General features: G+C 73.3%; 20 protein-coding genes. 15 read left to right on the top strand and 5 right to left on the bottom strand.

Annotated elements, in window-relative coordinates; genetic code table 11:
• Positions 1–30 precede the first annotated feature (30 nt).
• Entirely contained in the window at positions 31–732 is a 702-nt protein-coding gene (locus tag ACIG87_RS21720; RefSeq protein WP_396852905.1) for a prepilin peptidase, read from the bottom strand.
• Positions 733–1298: 566 nt separating this feature from the next.
• On the opposite strand from ACIG87_RS21720, the gene ACIG87_RS21725 reads away from it, so the two are divergent.
• The 12 genes from ACIG87_RS21725 to ACIG87_RS21780 all read left to right on the top strand — a co-directional run bounded on the left by ACIG87_RS21725 (position 1299) and on the right by ACIG87_RS21780 (position 11027).
• The gene (locus ACIG87_RS21725) at positions 1299–1862 is read left to right on the top strand and encodes a hypothetical protein (protein ID WP_396852705.1); all 564 of its coding nucleotides are present in this window, start codon (positions 1299–1301) and stop codon (positions 1860–1862) included.
• Positions 1863–2011: 149 nt separating this feature from the next.
• Positions 2012–2968, top strand: coding sequence for a hypothetical protein (locus ACIG87_RS21730; protein WP_396852906.1), 957 nt, complete (start codon positions 2012–2014; stop codon positions 2966–2968).
• 173 nt (positions 2969–3141) lie between these two features.
• A complete protein-coding gene (locus tag ACIG87_RS21735) occupies positions 3142–3792 on the top strand; it encodes an SAF domain-containing protein (RefSeq protein WP_396852706.1) in 651 nt (216 codons plus the stop codon).
• Positions 3793–3794: 2 nt separating this feature from the next.
• Positions 3795–4598 (top strand): CpaE family protein, encoded by an 804-nt coding sequence (locus ACIG87_RS21740; protein WP_396852708.1) that lies wholly within the window; start codon positions 3795–3797, stop codon positions 4596–4598.
• Positions 4588–6129, top strand: coding sequence for a CpaF family protein (locus tag ACIG87_RS21745; protein ID WP_396852709.1), 1542 nt, complete (start codon positions 4588–4590; stop codon positions 6127–6129). Before ACIG87_RS21740 ends, ACIG87_RS21745 begins: the two co-directional genes overlap by 11 nt.
• Positions 6126–7025: a type II secretion system F family protein gene (locus ACIG87_RS21750; RefSeq protein ID WP_396852711.1), complete on the top strand. Its 900-nt coding sequence runs from the start codon at positions 6126–6128 to the stop codon at positions 7023–7025. The genes ACIG87_RS21745 and ACIG87_RS21750 overlap by 4 nt, the downstream gene beginning before the upstream one ends.
• The gene (locus ACIG87_RS21755; protein WP_396852908.1) at positions 7025–7885 is read left to right on the top strand and encodes a type II secretion system F family protein; all 861 of its coding nucleotides are present in this window, start codon (positions 7025–7027) and stop codon (positions 7883–7885) included. The genes ACIG87_RS21750 and ACIG87_RS21755 overlap by 1 nt, the downstream gene beginning before the upstream one ends.
• 28 nt (positions 7886–7913) lie before the next feature.
• Positions 7914–8105, top strand: a complete 192-nt coding sequence (locus ACIG87_RS21760; protein ID WP_396852712.1) for a hypothetical protein — start codon at positions 7914–7916, stop codon at positions 8103–8105.
• Between the two features lie 32 nt (positions 8106–8137).
• Positions 8138–8623 (top strand): TadE/TadG family type IV pilus assembly protein, encoded by a 486-nt coding sequence (locus ACIG87_RS21765; protein ID WP_396852910.1) that lies wholly within the window; start codon positions 8138–8140, stop codon positions 8621–8623.
• Between the two features lie 113 nt (positions 8624–8736).
• On the top strand, positions 8737–9210 hold the full coding sequence (locus ACIG87_RS21770; protein ID WP_396852912.1) for a TadE/TadG family type IV pilus assembly protein: 474 nt from the start codon (positions 8737–8739) through the stop codon (positions 9208–9210).
• Complete coding sequence (locus tag ACIG87_RS21775; protein WP_396852713.1) at positions 9207–9638, top strand: hypothetical protein; 432 nt, start codon at positions 9207–9209, stop codon at positions 9636–9638. Before ACIG87_RS21770 ends, ACIG87_RS21775 begins: the two co-directional genes overlap by 4 nt.
• Positions 9639–9749: 111 nt before the next feature.
• Positions 9750–11027, top strand: a complete 1278-nt coding sequence (locus tag ACIG87_RS21780; protein ID WP_396852714.1) for a LysM peptidoglycan-binding domain-containing protein — start codon at positions 9750–9752, stop codon at positions 11025–11027.
• 184 nt (positions 11028–11211) lie between these two features.
• Here the strand turns inward: ACIG87_RS21780 and ACIG87_RS21785 are convergent, their stop codons facing one another.
• Positions 11212–12063: a Rieske 2Fe-2S domain-containing protein gene (locus ACIG87_RS21785; RefSeq protein WP_396852716.1), complete on the bottom strand. Its 852-nt coding sequence runs from the start codon at positions 12061–12063 to the stop codon at positions 11212–11214.
• Positions 12064–12331: 268 nt separating this feature from the next.
• The gene (locus ACIG87_RS21790; protein ID WP_396852717.1) at positions 12332–12598 is read right to left on the bottom strand and encodes a flavin reductase; all 267 of its coding nucleotides are present in this window, start codon (positions 12596–12598) and stop codon (positions 12332–12334) included.
• A gap of 294 nt (positions 12599–12892) precedes the next feature.
• Between ACIG87_RS21790 and ACIG87_RS21795 the strand changes: the two genes are divergently transcribed.
• The gene (locus tag ACIG87_RS21795) at positions 12893–13660 is read left to right on the top strand and encodes a Scr1 family TA system antitoxin-like transcriptional regulator (protein WP_396852719.1); all 768 of its coding nucleotides are present in this window, start codon (positions 12893–12895) and stop codon (positions 13658–13660) included.
• A complete protein-coding gene (locus ACIG87_RS21800; RefSeq protein ID WP_396852721.1) occupies positions 13651–13842 on the top strand; it encodes a DUF397 domain-containing protein in 192 nt (63 codons plus the stop codon). Before ACIG87_RS21795 ends, ACIG87_RS21800 begins: the two co-directional genes overlap by 10 nt.
• Before the next feature lie 265 nt (positions 13843–14107).
• On the opposite strand, the gene bluB is transcribed toward ACIG87_RS21800, so the two are convergent.
• Positions 14108–14734: a 5,6-dimethylbenzimidazole synthase gene (bluB, locus tag ACIG87_RS21805; RefSeq protein ID WP_396852723.1), complete on the bottom strand. Its 627-nt coding sequence runs from the start codon at positions 14732–14734 to the stop codon at positions 14108–14110.
• Positions 14735–14845: 111 nt separating this feature from the next.
• Between bluB and ACIG87_RS21810 the strand changes: the two genes are divergently transcribed.
• Positions 14846–15601, top strand: coding sequence for a crotonase/enoyl-CoA hydratase family protein (locus tag ACIG87_RS21810; protein ID WP_396852725.1), 756 nt, complete (start codon positions 14846–14848; stop codon positions 15599–15601).
• A 40-nt stretch (positions 15602–15641) separates the two neighbouring features.
• Here the strand turns inward: ACIG87_RS21810 and ACIG87_RS21815 are convergent, their stop codons facing one another.
• The gene (locus ACIG87_RS21815; RefSeq protein ID WP_396852727.1) at positions 15642–17123 is read right to left on the bottom strand and encodes a dihydrolipoyl dehydrogenase family protein; all 1482 of its coding nucleotides are present in this window, start codon (positions 17121–17123) and stop codon (positions 15642–15644) included.
• Positions 17124–17150 lie beyond the last annotated feature (27 nt).

Raw genomic sequence — 17150 nt, forward strand, 5'->3', positions numbered from 1 at the left:
GCGGCAGGCTCGGGCTGCGCAGGCTCGGGGTCAGGGCGACAGGAGCAGGGCGAGGCAGGTGCCGGCGACCAGGAACGGGCCGAAGGGCAGGTGGCTGGACCAGCCGACCCGGCGGCTCGCCAGTAGGGCCACGCTGACCAGCGCCGACAGCAGGAAGGTCAGCACCAGGCCGGTGGCCGCCACGCCCCAGCCCTGCCAGCCGAGCAGCGCCCCCACCCCGAGCGCCAGTTTGGCGTCGCCGAGGCCGAAGCCCCGCCGGCCGAACAGCAGCGTGGTGGTGGCGAAGGCCAGGCCCAGCGCCGACCCGACCGCCACCGCGCGCAGCCACGGCCCGGCCCCCGCCCCGGCGAGCGCGGCGATCCCGAGCAACGCCCAGGTGCCGGCGGCGGCGGGCCAGGTGAGCCGGTCCGGCAGCCGGTGCACCGCCAGGTCCACCAGGACCAGCGGGATCGCGCAGCCGAGCCACCAGGCCAGCGCGGCCCGCTCGGCCACCGCCCCGTCCACCAGCATGAGCACCGCCACCGCCACCACCAGCAGCGCCTCGACCGCGAACGGCGCCGCGCCGACCCGGGCCCGGCAGTCCGGGCAGCGGGCCGTCGGGCCGAGCGCCGGCAGTGGGCGGTCCAGCCCGATCGGAGCGCCGCAGCCGTCACACCCGGCCCGGTTCACCGATCCCGGGGGTACGGCGTACCGGGCGACCGCGAGCCGGAGCGCCGGTACGACGGGCAGCATCGCCGACAGCCGCCGAACGATGGACACGGAGGGTGACTGCCCGGCGGAGCGACCATAACGGTCCGATCTCGGAGAGGTGTCCGAAGTGGACACAGGTCGGACCGTCACCGCCCCGGACGGTTCCCGGCTGGTGGCCTCGACACCCGGGGAACGGATCGGGCGAGCCCGATCGACCCGTCCCATATCCTCGGGTGGGGCGGCCGGTTCGACGGCCGGGCCGATCCGATCGGCGATCCCCCGCCCACGATCGGCTGCCCCTGGTGGCACCTGCCGGCCCCCCTGCGCGTCGCCCACCTTCGGACACCCCCGATCATCACTCACAGTGTTCGGTCGAATTGCCTCTGTTGTATCGGCGCACGTCAGCCTATGCTCGCCCCTTGGGGACGACGCAACCCCGAGCAGCCGCGTCGGAGGCCACACAGGACAACACGCTCCACAATGTGCTTAAGATCCACAGAGGTAGCTGCGACAGCCCCCGGAACGGCAACCTCCGGGCCTACTGACGCACGCCACCCGGAGGCCGCTGGGACCGCAGCCGCCGGGTGGTACCGAGGAGGGGCACGGCAATGCGTACAGGGCCATCCCGCCGCTGGACCACCTGCCTGGTCATCGCCGCGATGGTCGGCGTCACCGCCGGCTGCGGCGACCCGCCGGAGACGAGCACCGCGCCCGCCCAACGGCCGGCGAGCGACACCCGGCAGCCGACCGAGGCGGAACGGGCCGCCGAGCGGGCCGCCCTGGCGGCGTACGCCGGCTATCTGGACGCCTCTCGCGAGGCGAGCCAGGTGAGCGACCCCCGACACCCCAAGCTGACGAAGTTCCTGGGCGATCCGCTGCTCACCCGGGTCCGGGTGGCCATCGGCGACGCCCGCCGACACGGGGCGGTACGCACCGGGACGCTGCGCTCCGACCCCACCGTCACCTCGATCAGCCTGGACTCCACGCCGCCGACCGTGGAGATCCAGGACTGCCTGGACGCCACCGACTATCGGCTCGTCTACCGCAAGGACAAGCGGGTGGTGCCCGGTTCCGGCGGCACCCGGCACCTGGCGACCGCCACCGCGAGCCGGTACCCGGACGGCCGCTGGCTGATCGACTCCGGTGCCGCCCACGAGGACCAGCCGTGCTGACCCGGGAAGGAACGCCCGTGCCGACCCACTCCACCCCCGCCGACCCACCCCACGTGCTGCCCACCGAGCTGTTCATCGAGCCGCCCGCCGGCCCGGCCCGCATGTCGCCGGCCGGCCCGGCCCGCGCGACGCCCGCCGGTGCGACCCGGATGTCGCTGGCCGATGCGGCCCGCCTGACACCCGCCGGTGCGACCCGGCGGCGGGTCACCGGCCTGACCCGGCGGGTGCTCGCCGGGGCGGTGCTGGCCCTGCTGGTCGCCGTGGTCACGCCCCCGCCCGCGCAGGCGGCCGGCCCGGGGGTGGAGTGCCCGCCGGGGCAGAACGACTGCAGCGTCTGGGACGACGACCCGGGCACTCCCGGCAATCCGGGCGGCGGCACCGGCCCCGGCGGCCCCAACGGCCCCGGTGCCACCCCCAAGTGCCAGTGGAACGGCAAGCCGCTGCCCTGCTACAGCGAGGACCTCGGCTGGTTCGACAACTCCAGCGGCTGCTACTACAAGGTGGCCGAGCCCCAGCAGGAGGCCCCGGAAGGCAAGGTGTGGTACGTCCAGACCTGCAACGGCGGCGACCTGGGTGCTCAGACGACTGTGCTGCTCGACGGGCCGCCGCCCGGGTTCGGCACCCCGCCCGACCCGGAGGAGTTGGCCCGCCGGGCGCTCGCCTCGATCAGCCTGCTGCCGCCCCGGGCGTCGGTCGCACCCCGCCGCAGCAAGGGCCCCGGACTGGTCGGCCTACCGGTCTGGATGTGGGCCAGCCCGGGACGGAACTACTTCGGCCCGCTGACCGCCTCGGCCAGCGACCGGGGCCTGACCGTCACCATCACCGCGACGGTCGCCCGGACCGTGTGGACGATGGGCGACGGCCATAAGGTCCGCTGCACCGGCCCCGGCACGCCGTACTCCGCAACCGGTCCCAATGCCGGCAAGAAGTCGCCGACCTGTGGCTACGAGAACGGCTACGCCAAGGCCGGCAACTACCGGGTCACCGCCACCACCTTCTGGAACGTGCGCTGGGTCGGTGGTAACCGCAGCGGCAACATCCCGCAGACCCGGACCAGCGGAGTCATCGACATCCAGATCAAGGAACTCCAGGTGGTGACCCGGTGAGCGCGAGGAGTGAGCCGGGTTTGCGAGCCCCGCAGTCGCGAACGGAGATCACCCCGTGAGCGCGAGGAGTGAGCCGGTGTTGCGAGCCCCGCAGTCGCGAACGGAGATCACCCCGTGAGCGCGAGGAGTGAGCCGGGTTTGCGAGCCCCGCAGTCGCGAACGGAGATGTCCCGATGAGTCTGGCTACCCGTAACGGAATCCCGGCGGACGCGCCGGTCACCCCGCCCAGGGTGGTCCGGCAGCGTCGTACCCGGCCCGGCCTGCTCGGCCTCGCCGTACTGCTGATCGCGCTGGGTGGCCTCGGCGCGGCCTTCGCGGTCACCTCGGTCCGCGCCACCGGCAGCTATCTGGCGGTCGCCCGTGAGGTCGAGGTGGGCCGCATCCTGACCGCCGACGACCTGGTCAGCGTGCAGGTCTCCGGCGGCGCGGGGCTGTCCCCGGTGCCGGCGAAGAAGCGGGACGAGGTGGTCGGCAAGCGGGCCGCCGTGTCGCTGGTCCCCGGTTCGCTGCTCACCATGGCGCAGCTCACCGACGCCCCGCTGCTCGGCCAGGGGCAGCAGCAGATCGCGCTGGGCCTGGAGCCCAGCAAGGTGCCGGCCCGCAAGCTGCACCCGGGCGACAAGGTGCTGTTGGTCAGCACCCCGGACGAGGACGCCGACAACCAGCCGCCGGGCACCCGGTTCACCGCCACGGTGATCGACGCGGTCGCCCCGGAGAACGACGACGTGGTGGTCTACCTGGCGCTCGCCGTACGGGACGTCCCGGCGGTGGTGGTGCTGGCCGCTCAGGACCGGATCGCCCTCGTGCTGACCGAGGCGGCCTGACCATGGCCATCATCGCGCTGGTCTCGGCGAAGGGTTCACCCGGCGTCACCACCACGGCGCTGGCCTGCACCCTGAGCTGGCACCGGCGGCTGGTGCTCGCCGAGTGCGACCCTGCCGGCGGCTCGGTCCTCGCCGGCTACCTGGGCGGTGCGCTCGACGGGCCACGCGGCATTGGCGAGCTGGCCGTGGGTGAGCTGCGCGACGGCAGCCTGGAGGCGACGTTCTGGTCCCAGCTGGTCGACCTGGACGCACCGAGGCGGGAGCGGCTGCTGCTGCCCGGCGTGGTCGACCCGGCGCAGGCCGGCAGCGTCGTCCCGCTGTGGCAACGGTTCGCCGACTTCTTCGGCAACCTGGAGAAGGGCCGGCCCGGCTACGACGTAATAGTCGACTGTGGACGCATCCAGGTCTTCGGCCCACCGTGGCCGCTGCTGCGCGCCGCCGACGTGGTGTTGCTGGTGACCCGGGCTCAGCTGCCCGACCTGTCCGGCACCCGGTCGATGATCCGGGCGATCGAGCGGGACTTCACCAACCACCGGGTGCCACCGGGCACGCTGCAGCTGGTGGTCGTCGGCGACGGTCACGGCAAGGGCGAGATCAGCAAGGCGTTGGGCGTGCCGGTGATCGCCCGGCTGCCGGAGGACCGGCGTACCGCGCAGGTGCTCAGCTTCGGCGGCACGGTACGCGCCGGACGGCCGCTGATGCGCGCGGCGGCGGCGTTGGAGACGCCGGTCCGGGCGTTGCTGGAGCAGCGGCGGGCCCGGTTGGCCTGGCCGACGCCGGCCCAGGGGGTGCCGGATGCGGTTTGAGCCGGTCTCCCACGACCCGCGCACCCCGCCGCCGGGGGCCACCTCCACGATACCGCCGATGCCACTGGCGAACGGCCGACTTCACGCCCCCGCCCTGCCGCCGGCCGCCGCCCCACCCGCGCCGGCCCCGACGCCCCGGCCGAAGGTGGACTTCGCGGTGGTCCGCGAGCTGCGCCGGGAGCTGAGCGAACGGCTCACCCAGTGGCAGCGCGGCCGGGAGTTCGACGCCGACGCCGAGGAGGTCGAGCGCGCCCGGCTCGCCGTCGCCGTGGTCTCCGGGTACGCCGACGCGGTACGCCGGGCCGGTACCCCGCTCAGCGCCGACGAGGAACGGCTGCTGCTCGACCAGGTGACCGCCGAACTGGTCGGGCTGGGTCGACTCCAGACCCTGCTGGTCGACGAGACCATCGAAGAGGTGCACATCCTCGGCTGCGACCAGGTGCGGATCACCCGGCACGGCGGCGGCGTCGACTGGGGTGAGCCGATCGCCGACAGCGACGACGAGCTGGTGGAGATCCTCCAGGCGGCGGCCCGCCGGGCCGGGGCCACCGAGCGGTCGCTGTCCACCTCCAAGCCGACGCTGGACCTGCAACTGCCCGACGGCAGCCGGTTGGCGGCGGTGTTCCTGGTCAGCCACCGCCCGTACGCGGTGATCAGGAAGCACAACACGCTGGACGTCAGCCTCGACGACCTGGCCGGCAGCCGCCCGGACCTGGACGAGATGATCGACCCGTTGCTGCGTGACTTCCTCCGGGCGTCCATGCGGGCCGGGTTGAACATCATGGTCGCCGGGCTGGCCGGGGCCGGGAAGACCACTGTCATCCGGGCGCTGATGGACGAGATCCCGCCCGACGAGCCGTACGTGCTGCTGGAGGAGAGCCGGGAGCTGCTGCCGGCCCGGCGCGGGGACAAGCACCGGGCGGTGATGAGCTTCGAGTCCCGGGAGGGGCACGGCGAACGCGGGATGGACGGCCGACCGGCCGGTGAGGTGAGCATCGCCGACCTGATCCCGGTGTCGCTGCGGATGGGCGTGCTGCGGATCATCGTCGGTGAGGTCCGGTCCCGGGAGATCGTGCCGATGCTCCAGGCGATGACGACCAGCCGTGGGTCGATGTGCACCATCCACGCCCGTACCCCGGCCGGGGTGAGCGAGCGGATCATCGAGCTGGCGTTGGCCCACGGCCGGGAGATGACCGTCGACCAGGCCCGCCGGATGGCCGGCAACGCCCTCGACCTGATCGTCTACGTGACGGTCGAGGACGAGACCGCGATCGGCGGCCGCAAGCACCGGTTCGTCTCCCACGTGGAGGAGGTGATCGGGGTCGGCGACGCCAACCGGATCACCACCACCACTGTCTTCGGGCCCGGCCCGGACGGCCGGGCCATCCCCCGCCACCTGCCGGAACGGGTACGCGGTCAACTGTTGCGGGTCGGCTACGACGCCCGGCTGCTGTCCCGCTTCATCGAGGCCGGCGCGGGCGCGTGGCGTCGTCCCCGGCACAGCCGGCTCGCTCCGGTGGTGCGCCGATGAGCACCATCGAACTGCTCGCGGTGGTCTCCGGGGCGGCCTGCGTCGGCGGGCTGGTGCTGGCCGTGGTGGCGCTGTTCGGCACCACCAAGCCCACCCGCCCGGCCCCCGCCGCCGGCAACGGGCTGCGCCGGCTCTGGCTCGGCTCGGGGACGAGCCGCCGGGACCAGCGGTCCCACCAGGTCACGCTGGGCGTGGCAGCGGTGGCGGGCGCGCTGGCGTTCCTGCTGACCGGGCTGCCGGTGGTGGGGCTGATCGTGGCGGTGGCGGTGCCGGGTGTGCCCTGGCTGTTCGCGGTGGGCCGGGCCGAGGAGCGGGCCATCGCCCGGATCGAGGCGGTCGGCGAGTGGACCCGCCGACTCAAGGACGTCTCCAACACCGGGCAGGGCCTCCAGCAGGCGATCATCGCGACCATCGCCACCGTCCCGGACGAGATCCAGGAGGAGGTACGGGTGCTCGCCGCCCGGCTCCAGGCCGGCTGGACGGCCCGGTCCGCGTTGCTGGCGTTCGCCGACGAGATCGGTGACCCGGTCTGCGACCAGGTGGTCGCCGCGTTGATCCTGCACCTGACCGACCGGGGTGAGCGCCTCGGTGACGTGCTCGGCTCGATCGCCTCGGCCGCCTCCGCCGAGGTGGCCACCCGGCGCGAGGTGGAGGCCAAACGCACCCAGCCCCGGTTCGCGGTCCGCTTCCTCACCGGAATGACCCTGGCCGTGCTGGCGTACGGGCTGGTCAACACCGAGTACGTCCGGCCGTACGGGACGTTCTTCGGTCAGGTGCTGATGGCGATGCTCGGGGCGGCGTTCATCGCCCTGCTGGTCTGGGTGCGGTCGATGAGCCAGCCCCCACCGCCGCCCCGGTTCCTGCCGACGCCCGACCCGGCGGAGGTGGTCCCGTGATCCTCAACTGGCAACTCGCCATCGCAGTGCTCGGCGGGGCGGCCATCGGGCTCGGCCTGTTCCTGCTGGTCCGGGAGGCATTGCCGGCCTCCCCGGCACTCGGCCCCGCGCTGCGCCGGCTGCACCAACCGCCCGGCACCACAGTCGCCACCGGACGGGGACCGGACTGGCTGGGCGGCTTCTCCCGCTGGCTCAGCCCGCCGCACCGCCAGCTCGCCCTGCTCGACCAGACCCCCGAGCAGTACACCATGTCGATCCTGCTCTCCGCCCTGGTCGGGTTGGCCACCCCGACGGTCGCGGGGGCGCTGCTCTTCCTGGCGGGGGTGGGCATACCGGTGGTCGTACCGGTGCTGGGCAGTCTCGGGTTGGCGCTGATCTGCGCGCTGCTCGCGCATCGCGCGGTGCTGACCAAGGCGGACGCCGCTCGGGAGGAGTTCCGGGCGGCGGTCTGCACCTACCTGGACCTGGTGGCGTTGCAACTGTCGGCGGCGCACGGACCGGTGCAGTCGCTGGAACGCGCGGCGACGGTCTGCGACGGCTGGGTCTTCGCCCGCATCCGCGAGTCGCTGCGGATCGCCCAGATGCAGATGCACTCGCCCTGGGACGAGCTTCAGGAGCTGGCCGAGAAGATCGGCATTCCGGAGCTGGGTGACGTCGGGGCGATCATGCGGTCCTCCGGCAGCGAGGGCGCCCAGGTGCACGAGACGCTGCGCAGCCGCGCCGAGTCGCTCCGGGACCAGATCCGCACCGACAACCTGGCCCGCGCCGAGGGCATCACCAGCCGGCTGGACATTCCCGGCTCGCTGCTGGTCTTCGTGCTGCTGGCGTTCGTCCTCTATCCGTTCATCGCCCGCCTCTGAGTAGACCGAACCCGAGAAGGAGCCCGCCATGCAACTCGTCAACTTCCTGTACGTCGCCACGGTGACCCGGCTGTCCGAGCTACGCCGCGAGGCGGAGCGGGGCGACAGCCCGGTCCCCACCGCCGTGATCATCGCCGGCCTGGTCACGGCCGGCATCGCAGTCACCCTTCTGGTCAAGGAGAAGGCCGAGGGCTGGATCAACGCCATCCCGAGCAAGTGATCCACATCCCCCCGGCCAGTCCACGCCGGGATCTGACGGCCCCCGCCGTCCGGTCTCGGTGTGAGCCCTCACGCGCGCCCGATGCCGAGCGGACCGGACCGGCCCGGCTCCGCGCCGCCGGCCGGGCCGTCCACCGCAGGCTCACCGTCGGGGGTACGGACCGGGGGGCCAACCCCGTCGAGCTGGCCGTGGTGATGCCGGCGGTGCTGCTGCTGCTCTTCGGCTCCGTCCAGATCGCCACCTGGTTCGTGGCCCGGTCGACGGCGATGCACGCCGCCCAGAGCGGGGTGAACGCGCAGCGGGTCCTCCAGGCGCCGGCCGGGGCGGGCGAGGCCAGGGCCGGGCGTTTCCTGAGCGCCGCCGGAGACTGGCTGGTCGGGGCGAAGACCACCTGCGCCACCACCGCCACGGAGGTCAGCTGCACGGTCACCGGGAAGTCCCTGAGCGTCATCCCGGCCGTCCGGTTCGAGGTACGGCAGACCGCCCACGGCACGGTCGAGCGGTGGACGAACCCGTGACCGCCCGTCCGCCCCGGAGTCCCTGGCGGGACGCGCTGACCGTCCACACCGCACGGCGCATCTGGCACGACGTGTCGAGCGGTCGCGGTGACCGTGCTGACCGGCTGGACGCCCTGACCGGCGGTGCCGGAGGGCGTACCCGGGGGTCGGTGTCGGTGGAGGTGGCGGTGCTGGCCCCGGCGTTCCTGGCGCTGCTGATGCTGGCCGGGGTGGCCGGCCGGGTCGCGGTGGCCGACGAGGCGGTGGAGGCGGCGGCCCACGACGCCGCGCGGGCCGCCTCGATCGCCCGCAGCGCCGGCACGGCGGAGAGCGCCGCCCGGTCGGCCGCCCGGCGGCAGCTCGACTGGCGGGGCCTCAACTGCGCCACCGCACCCCAGGTGACGGTCTGGGGCTCGACGCGCAACTCCGACCACACGTCGCTGAGCACGGCGTTCAACCGCCCGTTGGGCGAGCCGGTGAGCATCTGGGTACGGGTGAGCTGCACGGTCTCCTTCGCCGGCATGCGCTTCCCCGGGCTGCCGATGGGCGACAAGCGGGTCGAGGCGACCTTCGCCTCCCCGCTGGACCGTTACCGGAGCCGGCGATGACCCCGCGCCCGGTCGGCGACGAGGGCCGGATCAGCCTCTTCCTCGCCGTCACCATGCTCGGCGTACTGGCGATCATCGGCGCCGCGTACGACGGGGCGGGTCAGCTGCGCAGCCTGCAACGCGCCGACGACCTGGCCGCCGAGGCGGCTCGCAGTGGCGGGCAGGTGATCGACCGGGCCGCCGCGATCGAGGGGCGGCCCAAGGTGATCGACGAGCAGGGTGCCCGTACCGCCGTCGCCCAGTACCTGAGGGGCAACTCCGACGTGACCGGCCAGCAGGTGAGCTTCCCGGTGGTGGCCGGAGAGAAGCAGATCCGGGTACGGGTCACCGTCGTCTACCGCCGGCACATGCTCGGTCTGATCGGCATGGACCGCACCGTCACCGTCTCGGCCGAGGCGACCGCCCGGACACTCACCGACAGACCGTAGACCCCGCTCACCTGAGACCTGGTAGACCCGCTCACCCGACAGACCGTAAGCCCGCTCACCCGGCAGAACCCGTTAGCCCACTCACCGACAGACCGTAGGAAGGAGGGCGTCATGACCGCACCGCGTGGTTCCGCGGCCCGACGTACCGGGCAGTTGTTCACCGGCTTCGGGTCGCTGGTCGTCCTGGTGGCGTTACTGGTCGGCGCACCGGTGGCGCTGCTCGCCTTCGCCGGCAACCCGCTGCCGGACCACCTGCCCACCCTCACCGAGGTCGGCACCGTGCTGACCAGTCGGGACGACGGCCAGCTCTTCCTCCGGGCGCTGGCGCTGGTCGGCTGGTTCGGTTGGGCGACGTTCGCCTTCTCGGTGCTGGTGGAGCTGGCTGCCCAGGCGACCCGCCGACAGACGCCCCGGCTGCCCGGGATGAGCCGGCAGCAGCGGGCGGCGGCGGCCCTGGTGGGCTCGGTCGCACTGATCATCGCGGCCAGTCCGGCGGCCAGTGCGGCGGTGACGCTGACCCAGCCGTTGCCGGCCGCCGCCGGTACCGGTGTGGCGACCACGCTGACCGCGCCGCACACCTCCGGTACCACCCTGGGCGCTACCCCCAGTGCTGGTCTCGGTGGCGCCGCCCTCGGTGCCGCCCCCGGTGCTGAGCAGCCGGCGGCGAAGCCGGTGTACCGGGTGGCCCGGGGCGACTACCTGGGTGAGGTGGCGGAGCGCTACCTGGACGACTTCGACCGCTATCCGGAGGTGGCTCGGCTCAACCACCTGCGCGACGCCGACCGCATCCGGCCGGGTCAGCTCATCAAGCTGCCCGCCGAGGCCGACGACGCCGGCGCCCGCCGGCACGCCAGCGGTCACCTGGTCCCCGCCACGCCCCGCAAGCCGTCCCCGCACCCGCCGGTCACCACGCCGGGCGGCCAGGCCGACCCGCACCCGGGCTCGCCGACCACCCCGGGTAAGCCGGCCGATCCGGCTAGGCCCGCCACTCCGAAGCCGACCGGGAAGGTCGGGCCGGCCACCCCGCAGACCGCCACCCCACAGACCGCCCAACCGCCCGCGCATCCGCCGGCCGAGCGGCCGGTCGGGGTGCCGCCGGCGATGGCCGCCGGGGCCTCCCGGGTCAACCAGGACGACGTGATCAACCGACCGCTGGCCGTGTCGGCGGTACTGGCGGTGGCGAGCATCGTCGGCGCGCAGATCGGTGCCGTGCTCGGCCTGCGCCGCCGACCCGTCCGCGTGGTGGCCGGCCGCACGTCGGCCGCGAGGATCTCCGCCGCCCGCATGTCCACCAACCGGACCACCCCCGGCCGCACCTCGGGCCGCACCATGGGCAGCCGCGCATCCGCCGCCCGAGACCTGGTAACCGGCCGCCACCGCCGCGACTAACCCCCTCCCTCCCCTCCCCCCGCCCGCGCCCCCGCCCGCGCCCCCGCCCCCGCCTGGTGATCAAGAGGTTTGCGTCAGCCTGAAGATCGAATTTGACGTAAACCTCTTGATCACCGGGCGAAGCGAGGGGTGGGAGGCGGGGTGGGTGGGTGGGGGAGGTGGGTGGGTGGGTGGGGGAGGTGGGTTAGGGGAGGCGGGTTTGGAGAGTGCCGTCCACTACTCGGGTGGGGAGGATCTGCTGGTCGGTGGCGGCGGGGCCGTGGACGACCTCGCCACCGTTGAGCCGGAACGCCGAGCCGTGCCAGGGGCAGACCACGCAGGCATGTCCGTCGATCTCCTGCACCTCACCCTCGCCGAGCGGGCCGCTCTGGTGCGGGCAGCGCTCCAACATCACCGTGACCTCGTCGCCGTGCCGGTAGAGGATGACCGAGACGTCGTCCACCTCGCGGGTCACCAACTTCCGCTGCGGCAGTCCGGCCAGGTCGGCCACCGACTGCCACCCGTCGCTCATCCGGTGCAGCTCGGACACGCTCTGGCTGACCTGCGCCCCCTGCTTGTACGCCAGGTGCCCACCGAGGTACGCCCCGGCACTCGCCGCACCCAGCCCCAGGTACGCCAGCGCCCGGCCGACGCCGTGCCGGCCGTTCAGCCGGGCCGCGAGGGAAGCGGCGTAGAGGGTCAGGCCGACGGTGTTGGCGGCGGCGTGGACCAGCCCCACCCGACGCTGGTCCCGGGAGAGTTCCGCCCAGTCGTTGAGCCCGGCCACGGCGGCGGGCACCGCGCTCACGGTGCCCAACGCGACAAGCGTGGTGGCCGCGCGACGCTGGCCGGGAAGCAGGTCGACCACCGCCGCGCTGATCCAGGCACCCACCGGCACCTGCACCATGGCCGGGTGCAGCGGGTGGCCCAGGAAGACGCCGTGCAGCAGGTCACGGACCCGCTGCGGGCGCAGGGTCGCCTGGACGGCGCGCTGCAACCGGTCGCCGACCCGGTCCAACGCGGCGGTTTGTTCGATTTTCGTCATCAACGCTCGCACGTTCCCCGACTTCCCGGTTGAAGCGGCGGCAAACCGGGCGGCCGGGACGAATCTGCCCTCCGGCCAGGCCGCCCGCCTCCGCAGTCCCGGCCGGGCCAGGTCCGACCTGACATGCTGCTCAGCCGGGCCAGGTTCGGCCTGACATGCAGCTCAGCCGGGCCAACCTCGGCCTGACGTGCTGCTCGGCCGGGCCAACCTCGACCTGATGGCGGCTCGGCCGTTCGCCGGCTTCGACCTGATGTCTGGTCGACCCTGGTCGAGCAAGGCGTCACGAACTGCCGTCCGACCCTCGCGCGCGGGCCCAGGTGAGGAAGCGCCCGGCCAGGTCCTCGGGTACGACGTGCCCGTTGAGCTGGGACAGTTGCGTGCCGGCCTCCACCATCAGGGTGCCCAGGTAGATCAGCAGGGCGGTTCGGTCCTCGCGGTAGTCGACCAGCAGGGCGAGCCGGGCCGGTTGGCACGGCCACTCCGCGCCGCAACCCCGGCACCGCCACAGCGGACGCATCGGCAGGTGCGGTCGGGCCGGCCGGCTCATGTCAGCACCCGGGCACGCCGGTGCGGGCGGTGCGGTGGGTGGGTCAGCTCCGACCTGCGGCGCAGGTTGCGGTTTCGCACGGCGAGTCTCCTCTTCACTGTGGATCGGTCGTGGTGGATCGGGTTCGTCCCACCGCCCTCGGCGGGACGACCCCGTGCTGGACGCCGACCGCCGGGCTCTCTCACCTCCACCGGTCGCGCCGCCCCACACCGAAGCCTCCCTCTTTGTGGTCAGACAGATACACCGCGTAAGCGTATGGTAAGCGGGAATTCGAGACGTCCAATGGAGGCGGTCGTGAACGATGCGCTGCGCTCGGCGCTGAACGAGACCGGATACACCACCGAGTCCCTCGCCGAGCGGGTCGGCGTCGATCCGAAGACGGTAGGGCGCTGGCTGAGCGAGGGGCGGATTCCGCACGCCCGACACCGGGTGGCCGCAGCGGAGGCGCTTCGGCGGGACATCGTGGACATCTGGCCGGACACTTCAAGACGTCGCGAGCCGGTGTGGTTCCGCCCCTGGCAGGAGATCGAACGCGAGGCGGTGTCACTGCGCTCATTCGAGTCCGTAGTGATCCCCGGTCTGCTTCAGACAGAGTCGTATGCCCGAGCCGTCCTCACCGGCGCCGGCACCCTGCCCCGGGGGGACGTCGATCGACACCTCGCGGCCCGGCTCGCCCGTCAGTCCATCCTGAAGCGGGACGATCCTCCCCAGTTCACGGTCGTCCTCGACGAGACGGTCCTACGACGACCGGTCGGCGGCCGGCAGACCATGCACCAACAACTGCTCAGCCTGACCGAGGCATGCGTCCAACCGCACGTCAGGGTGCACGTCGTGCCGGCCACCGTGGGCGAGTACGCCGGATTGAACGGCCCCTTCGTGATCGCCACCAGCCCCGATCACCGGGTGGCCGGCTATCTCGACAATCAACTCCAGGGACAAGTAGTTAGCGATGTCGACGACCTCGCCGCCATGATGGGAGCGTGGGAGAACGTGCGCGGCGAGGCGCTGTCCCACTGGCAGTCAGTCGACCTGATCACAAAGGTGGCCCAGACATGGAACTGAAGGACGCGCGCTGGCGCAAGAGCACCCGCAGCAGCGGCAACGGCGGAAACTGCGTCGAGGTCGCCGACAACCTGCCCGAAGTGGTCGCCGTCCGCGACTCCAAGAACCCCCACGGGCCCGCCCTGACCTTCACCCCCACCGCCTGGCGCACCTTCCTCACCCAGGTCACCGACCAGCCCTGAGCCCCACCCGCAGCGCCCGCCCTCGCCCCGAGGGCGGGCGCACCTCCCCGGATCCAGTCGCACGCCGGCACCGGCCCACCGGACCGACGTCGGCCGCCACAGCAACCGGCGGGACCGTGACGGGCGGGCCAGCGCGAGCGGGCGGACCAGCGAGCAAGCGGGACCAGCAAGCCAACGAGCAGGCAAGCGAGCGAGCCAGCGAGCAGGCATGCAGGCGGACCAGCGGGCCAGGAACAGTTCCAGCGCGGGCGGGCGGACAGGCGGGTCACTGGGTGGGTGTCCAGCGGTCGGTGTGCAGGGCTTCGGCCAACGGGCGCTTCTGCCGCCAGCCGTGCCGGGCCAGGTCGGGCACGGGTTCCAGGTGTGTCACGGGGCCGACGCAGAGCCAGGCGACCGGCCGGATGCCGGCGGGGATGCCGAGCAGATCGGCCAGGAACGGCTCCCGGTAGAAGGAGACCCAGCCGACACCGAGCCCCTCGGCGGTGGCCGCCAGCCACAGGTTCTGGATGGCCAGGCACACCGAGTAGAGGCCGGCATCGGCGATGGCGTGCCGACCGAGCACTGCCGGGCCGCCCCGCGATCCGTCGTAGCTGACCACGATCGACAGCGACGACTCCAACACTCCGTCGATCTTGATACGGGCGAACCGTTCGGCGGCCTCCCCGGTCAGGCCGGCGGCAAAGACGTCCCGTTCCCGCTGGACGTGCTGGTGGAAGCGGTGCCGCAGGTCGGCATCCCGCACCAGGACGAAGTCCCACGGTTGGGTGTAGCCGACGCTGGGTGCGGCGTGCGCCGCGTCGAGGATTCGGCGCAGGGTCGCGTCCGGCACCGGCTCCCCGGTGAACTCGGCCCGGACGTCCCGGCGACGGTGAATGGCGGTGTACAGGTCCACGACACGCTCCCGCTGCGCTCGGCCGCCCCGGACGGGCGGACCCCTCGTGATCATCGCCGCCACTGACGGTGGCACTGGCGGCGGCCGGACCGGCCGGGGCATGCTGTCCGGATGGCCGTACACGTCACGCGCGACGGACCGGTGACCACGGTGATCCTCGACCGGGCGGCGTCGCGCAACGCCGTCGACGGGCCGACCGCGCGGGCCCTCGCCGACGCGTTCCGCGCCTTCGAGGCCGATCCGGACGCCCGGGTGGCGGTGCTCTGGGGGGCCGGCGGCACGTTCTGCGCGGGTGCCGATCTCAAGGCCATCGGTACGCCCAGCGGCAACCGGGTGGAGCCCGACGGCGACGGCCCGATGGGCCCCACCCGGATGTCACTGTCCAAGCCGGTCATCGCCGCGATCTCCGGGTACGCGGTGGCCGGTGGCCTGGAGCTGGCCCTCTGGTGCGATCTGCGGGTCGCCGAGTCCGACGCGGTGCTCGGGGTGTTCTGCCGACGCTGGGGGGTACCACTGATCGACGGTGGCACGGTACGGCTGCCCCGGCTGATCGGCCAGAGCCGGGCGATGGACCTGATCCTCACCGGCCGACCGGTGCCCGCCGACGAGGCGTACACGATGGGGTTGGTCAATCGGGTGGTCGCGCCGGGTGAGGCGCGCACGGAGGCCGAGCGGCTGGCCGCCGAGATCGCCGGCCACCCGCAGACCTGCCTGCGCAACGACCGCGCGTCGGTGCTAGCCGGCGGCGGCCGGCCCGAGCCGGAGGCGCTCGCCATCGAACTCGCCTACGGAATGGATTCGCTCGCGGCGGACGCGCTGGCCGGTGCGGCCCGCTTCGCCGCCGGCGCCGGCCGGCACGGCAGGTGAACCGGGCCGGCCCGGGGATGGGGCCGGCCCGCGCGACGGATCAGCTCAGGTCGGCCAGGGCGCTCTCGATGGCCCGGTGGAACGTCGGGTACGCGTAGATCATGTGCCGGAGCTGGCTGACCGGGACGGCCGCGTGCACCGCCACGACCAGCGCCGAGAGCACCTCGCCACCGGCCGGACCGACCGAGGTCGCACCGATCAGCACACCCTGGTCGGCGTCGGCGATCAGCTTGATGAAGCCGCCGGGCTCCGTCCGGTGGATCCAGCCCCGGGTGGACGACGACAGCTCGGTGAACCCGACCTGCATGTTGATGCCCCGCTCGCGGGCCTGCCGCTCGGTGAGCCCGACCGCGCCCACCTCCGGGTCGGTGAAGGTGACCCGGGGCAGCGCCCGGTAGTCGGCGCGGGGGACGGTGCCGGCGGCGCTCGGGCCGACCGCGCCCAGCGCGCCGCCGACCGCGCTGGCCGCGCCCATCGCGCCGCCCACCACGCTGGCGGTGCCGCTGGCATCGGGGCCGCCCTCGGCCCGCCGGGCGTGGTCGAGCACCTCGGCGACCACGATCGACGCCTGGTACATGGCGATGTGGGTGAACGCCCCCTCGCCGGTCACGTCACCGACCGCCCATACCTCGTCGGTGACGTGCATCCGGTCGTCCACCGGCAGATAGCGCTGGGTGGCGTCCACCCCGATGGTGTCCAGCCCCAGTTCGTCCAGGTGGGCCCGGCGGCCGGTGACCACCAGCAGCTGCTCGGCATTGAACGAGCGTTCGCCGGCGTGCACGGTGAACGTGTCCCCGTCGTGGTCGACCCGTTCGGCCTTGACGTCGGTGGCGATCTCCACCCCGTCGGCGCGCAACGCGGCGGCGACCACCCCGGACGACTCCGGCTCTTCGAGGGCGAGCACCCGGCCGGACGCCTCCAGCACGGTCACCCGGACCCCGAACCGGGCGAAGACCTGCGCCAACTCCACCCCGATCGCCCCACCGCCGAGGACCAGCAGGCTCGTCGGCAGCTCCGCCACCTCGATGGCCTGGTGGTTGGTCCAGTACGGGGTGTCGGCCAGCCCGTCGATCGGCGGGATCGACGGACGGGTGCCGGTGCCCAGGACGATGCCACGCCGGGCCTGGAAGACCTGCTCACCGACGCGGACTCGACCGGGGCCGTCCAGCCGGCCGCTGCCGCGCAGGAACCGGCCGCCCTTACCGGTGAACCGGTCCACCGCGGCCCGGTCGTTCCAGGTGTCGGTGGCCTCCTCCCGGATCCGCTTCGCCACCAACGCCCAGTCCGGTCGGACCTGCGCCGACCCGGCCAACCCGTTGACCCGCCGGGCCTCGGCCAGGGTGTTCCCCGCCCTGATCATCATCTTGCTGGGGATGCAGCCCCAGTACGGGCACTCCCCGCCGACCAGGTCCCGTTCGACGCCGACGACGGTGAGGCCGGCCTCGGCGAGCCGCCCGGCCACCTCCTCGCCCCCCACGCCGAGCCCGACCACGACCACGTCCACCAGCTCCGGCTCTGCCATCCCGTCAGCATTCCGCACCACCCGTGG

Origin of the sequence: Micromonospora sp. NPDC051925 (genome assembly GCF_044548625.1) — a bacterium.
Taxonomy (GTDB): domain Bacteria; phylum Actinomycetota; class Actinomycetes; order Mycobacteriales; family Micromonosporaceae; genus Micromonospora.

Excerpts from the sequence above, each read along its gene's own strand:
- ACIG87_RS21720 (WP_396852905.1), bottom strand. The coding sequence starts at position 732 with ATGCTGCCCGTCGTACCGGCGCTCCGGCTCGCGGTCGCCCGGTACGCC.
- ACIG87_RS21725 (WP_396852705.1), top strand. The coding sequence starts at position 1,299 with ATGCGTACAGGGCCATCCCGCCGCTGGACCACCTGCCTGGTCATCGCC.
- ACIG87_RS21730 (WP_396852906.1), top strand. The coding sequence starts at position 2,012 with ATGTCGCTGGCCGATGCGGCCCGCCTGACACCCGCCGGTGCGACCCGG.
- ACIG87_RS21735 (WP_396852706.1), top strand. The coding sequence starts at position 3,142 with ATGAGTCTGGCTACCCGTAACGGAATCCCGGCGGACGCGCCGGTCACC.
- ACIG87_RS21740 (WP_396852708.1), top strand. The coding sequence starts at position 3,795 with ATGGCCATCATCGCGCTGGTCTCGGCGAAGGGTTCACCCGGCGTCACC.
- ACIG87_RS21745 (WP_396852709.1), top strand. The coding sequence starts at position 4,588 with ATGCGGTTTGAGCCGGTCTCCCACGACCCGCGCACCCCGCCGCCGGGG.
- ACIG87_RS21750 (WP_396852711.1), top strand. The coding sequence starts at position 6,126 with ATGAGCACCATCGAACTGCTCGCGGTGGTCTCCGGGGCGGCCTGCGTC.
- ACIG87_RS21760 (WP_396852712.1), top strand. The coding sequence starts at position 7,914 with ATGCAACTCGTCAACTTCCTGTACGTCGCCACGGTGACCCGGCTGTCC.
- ACIG87_RS21775 (WP_396852713.1), top strand. The coding sequence starts at position 9,207 with ATGACCCCGCGCCCGGTCGGCGACGAGGGCCGGATCAGCCTCTTCCTC.
- ACIG87_RS21780 (WP_396852714.1), top strand. The coding sequence starts at position 9,750 with ATGACCGCACCGCGTGGTTCCGCGGCCCGACGTACCGGGCAGTTGTTC.
- ACIG87_RS21790 (WP_396852717.1), bottom strand. The coding sequence starts at position 12,598 with ATGAGCCGGCCGGCCCGACCGCACCTGCCGATGCGTCCGCTGTGGCGG.
- ACIG87_RS21800 (WP_396852721.1), top strand. The coding sequence starts at position 13,651 with ATGGAACTGAAGGACGCGCGCTGGCGCAAGAGCACCCGCAGCAGCGGC.
- ACIG87_RS21810 (WP_396852725.1), top strand. The coding sequence starts at position 14,846 with ATGGCCGTACACGTCACGCGCGACGGACCGGTGACCACGGTGATCCTC.
- ACIG87_RS21815 (WP_396852727.1), bottom strand. The coding sequence starts at position 17,123 with ATGGCAGAGCCGGAGCTGGTGGACGTGGTCGTGGTCGGGCTCGGCGTG.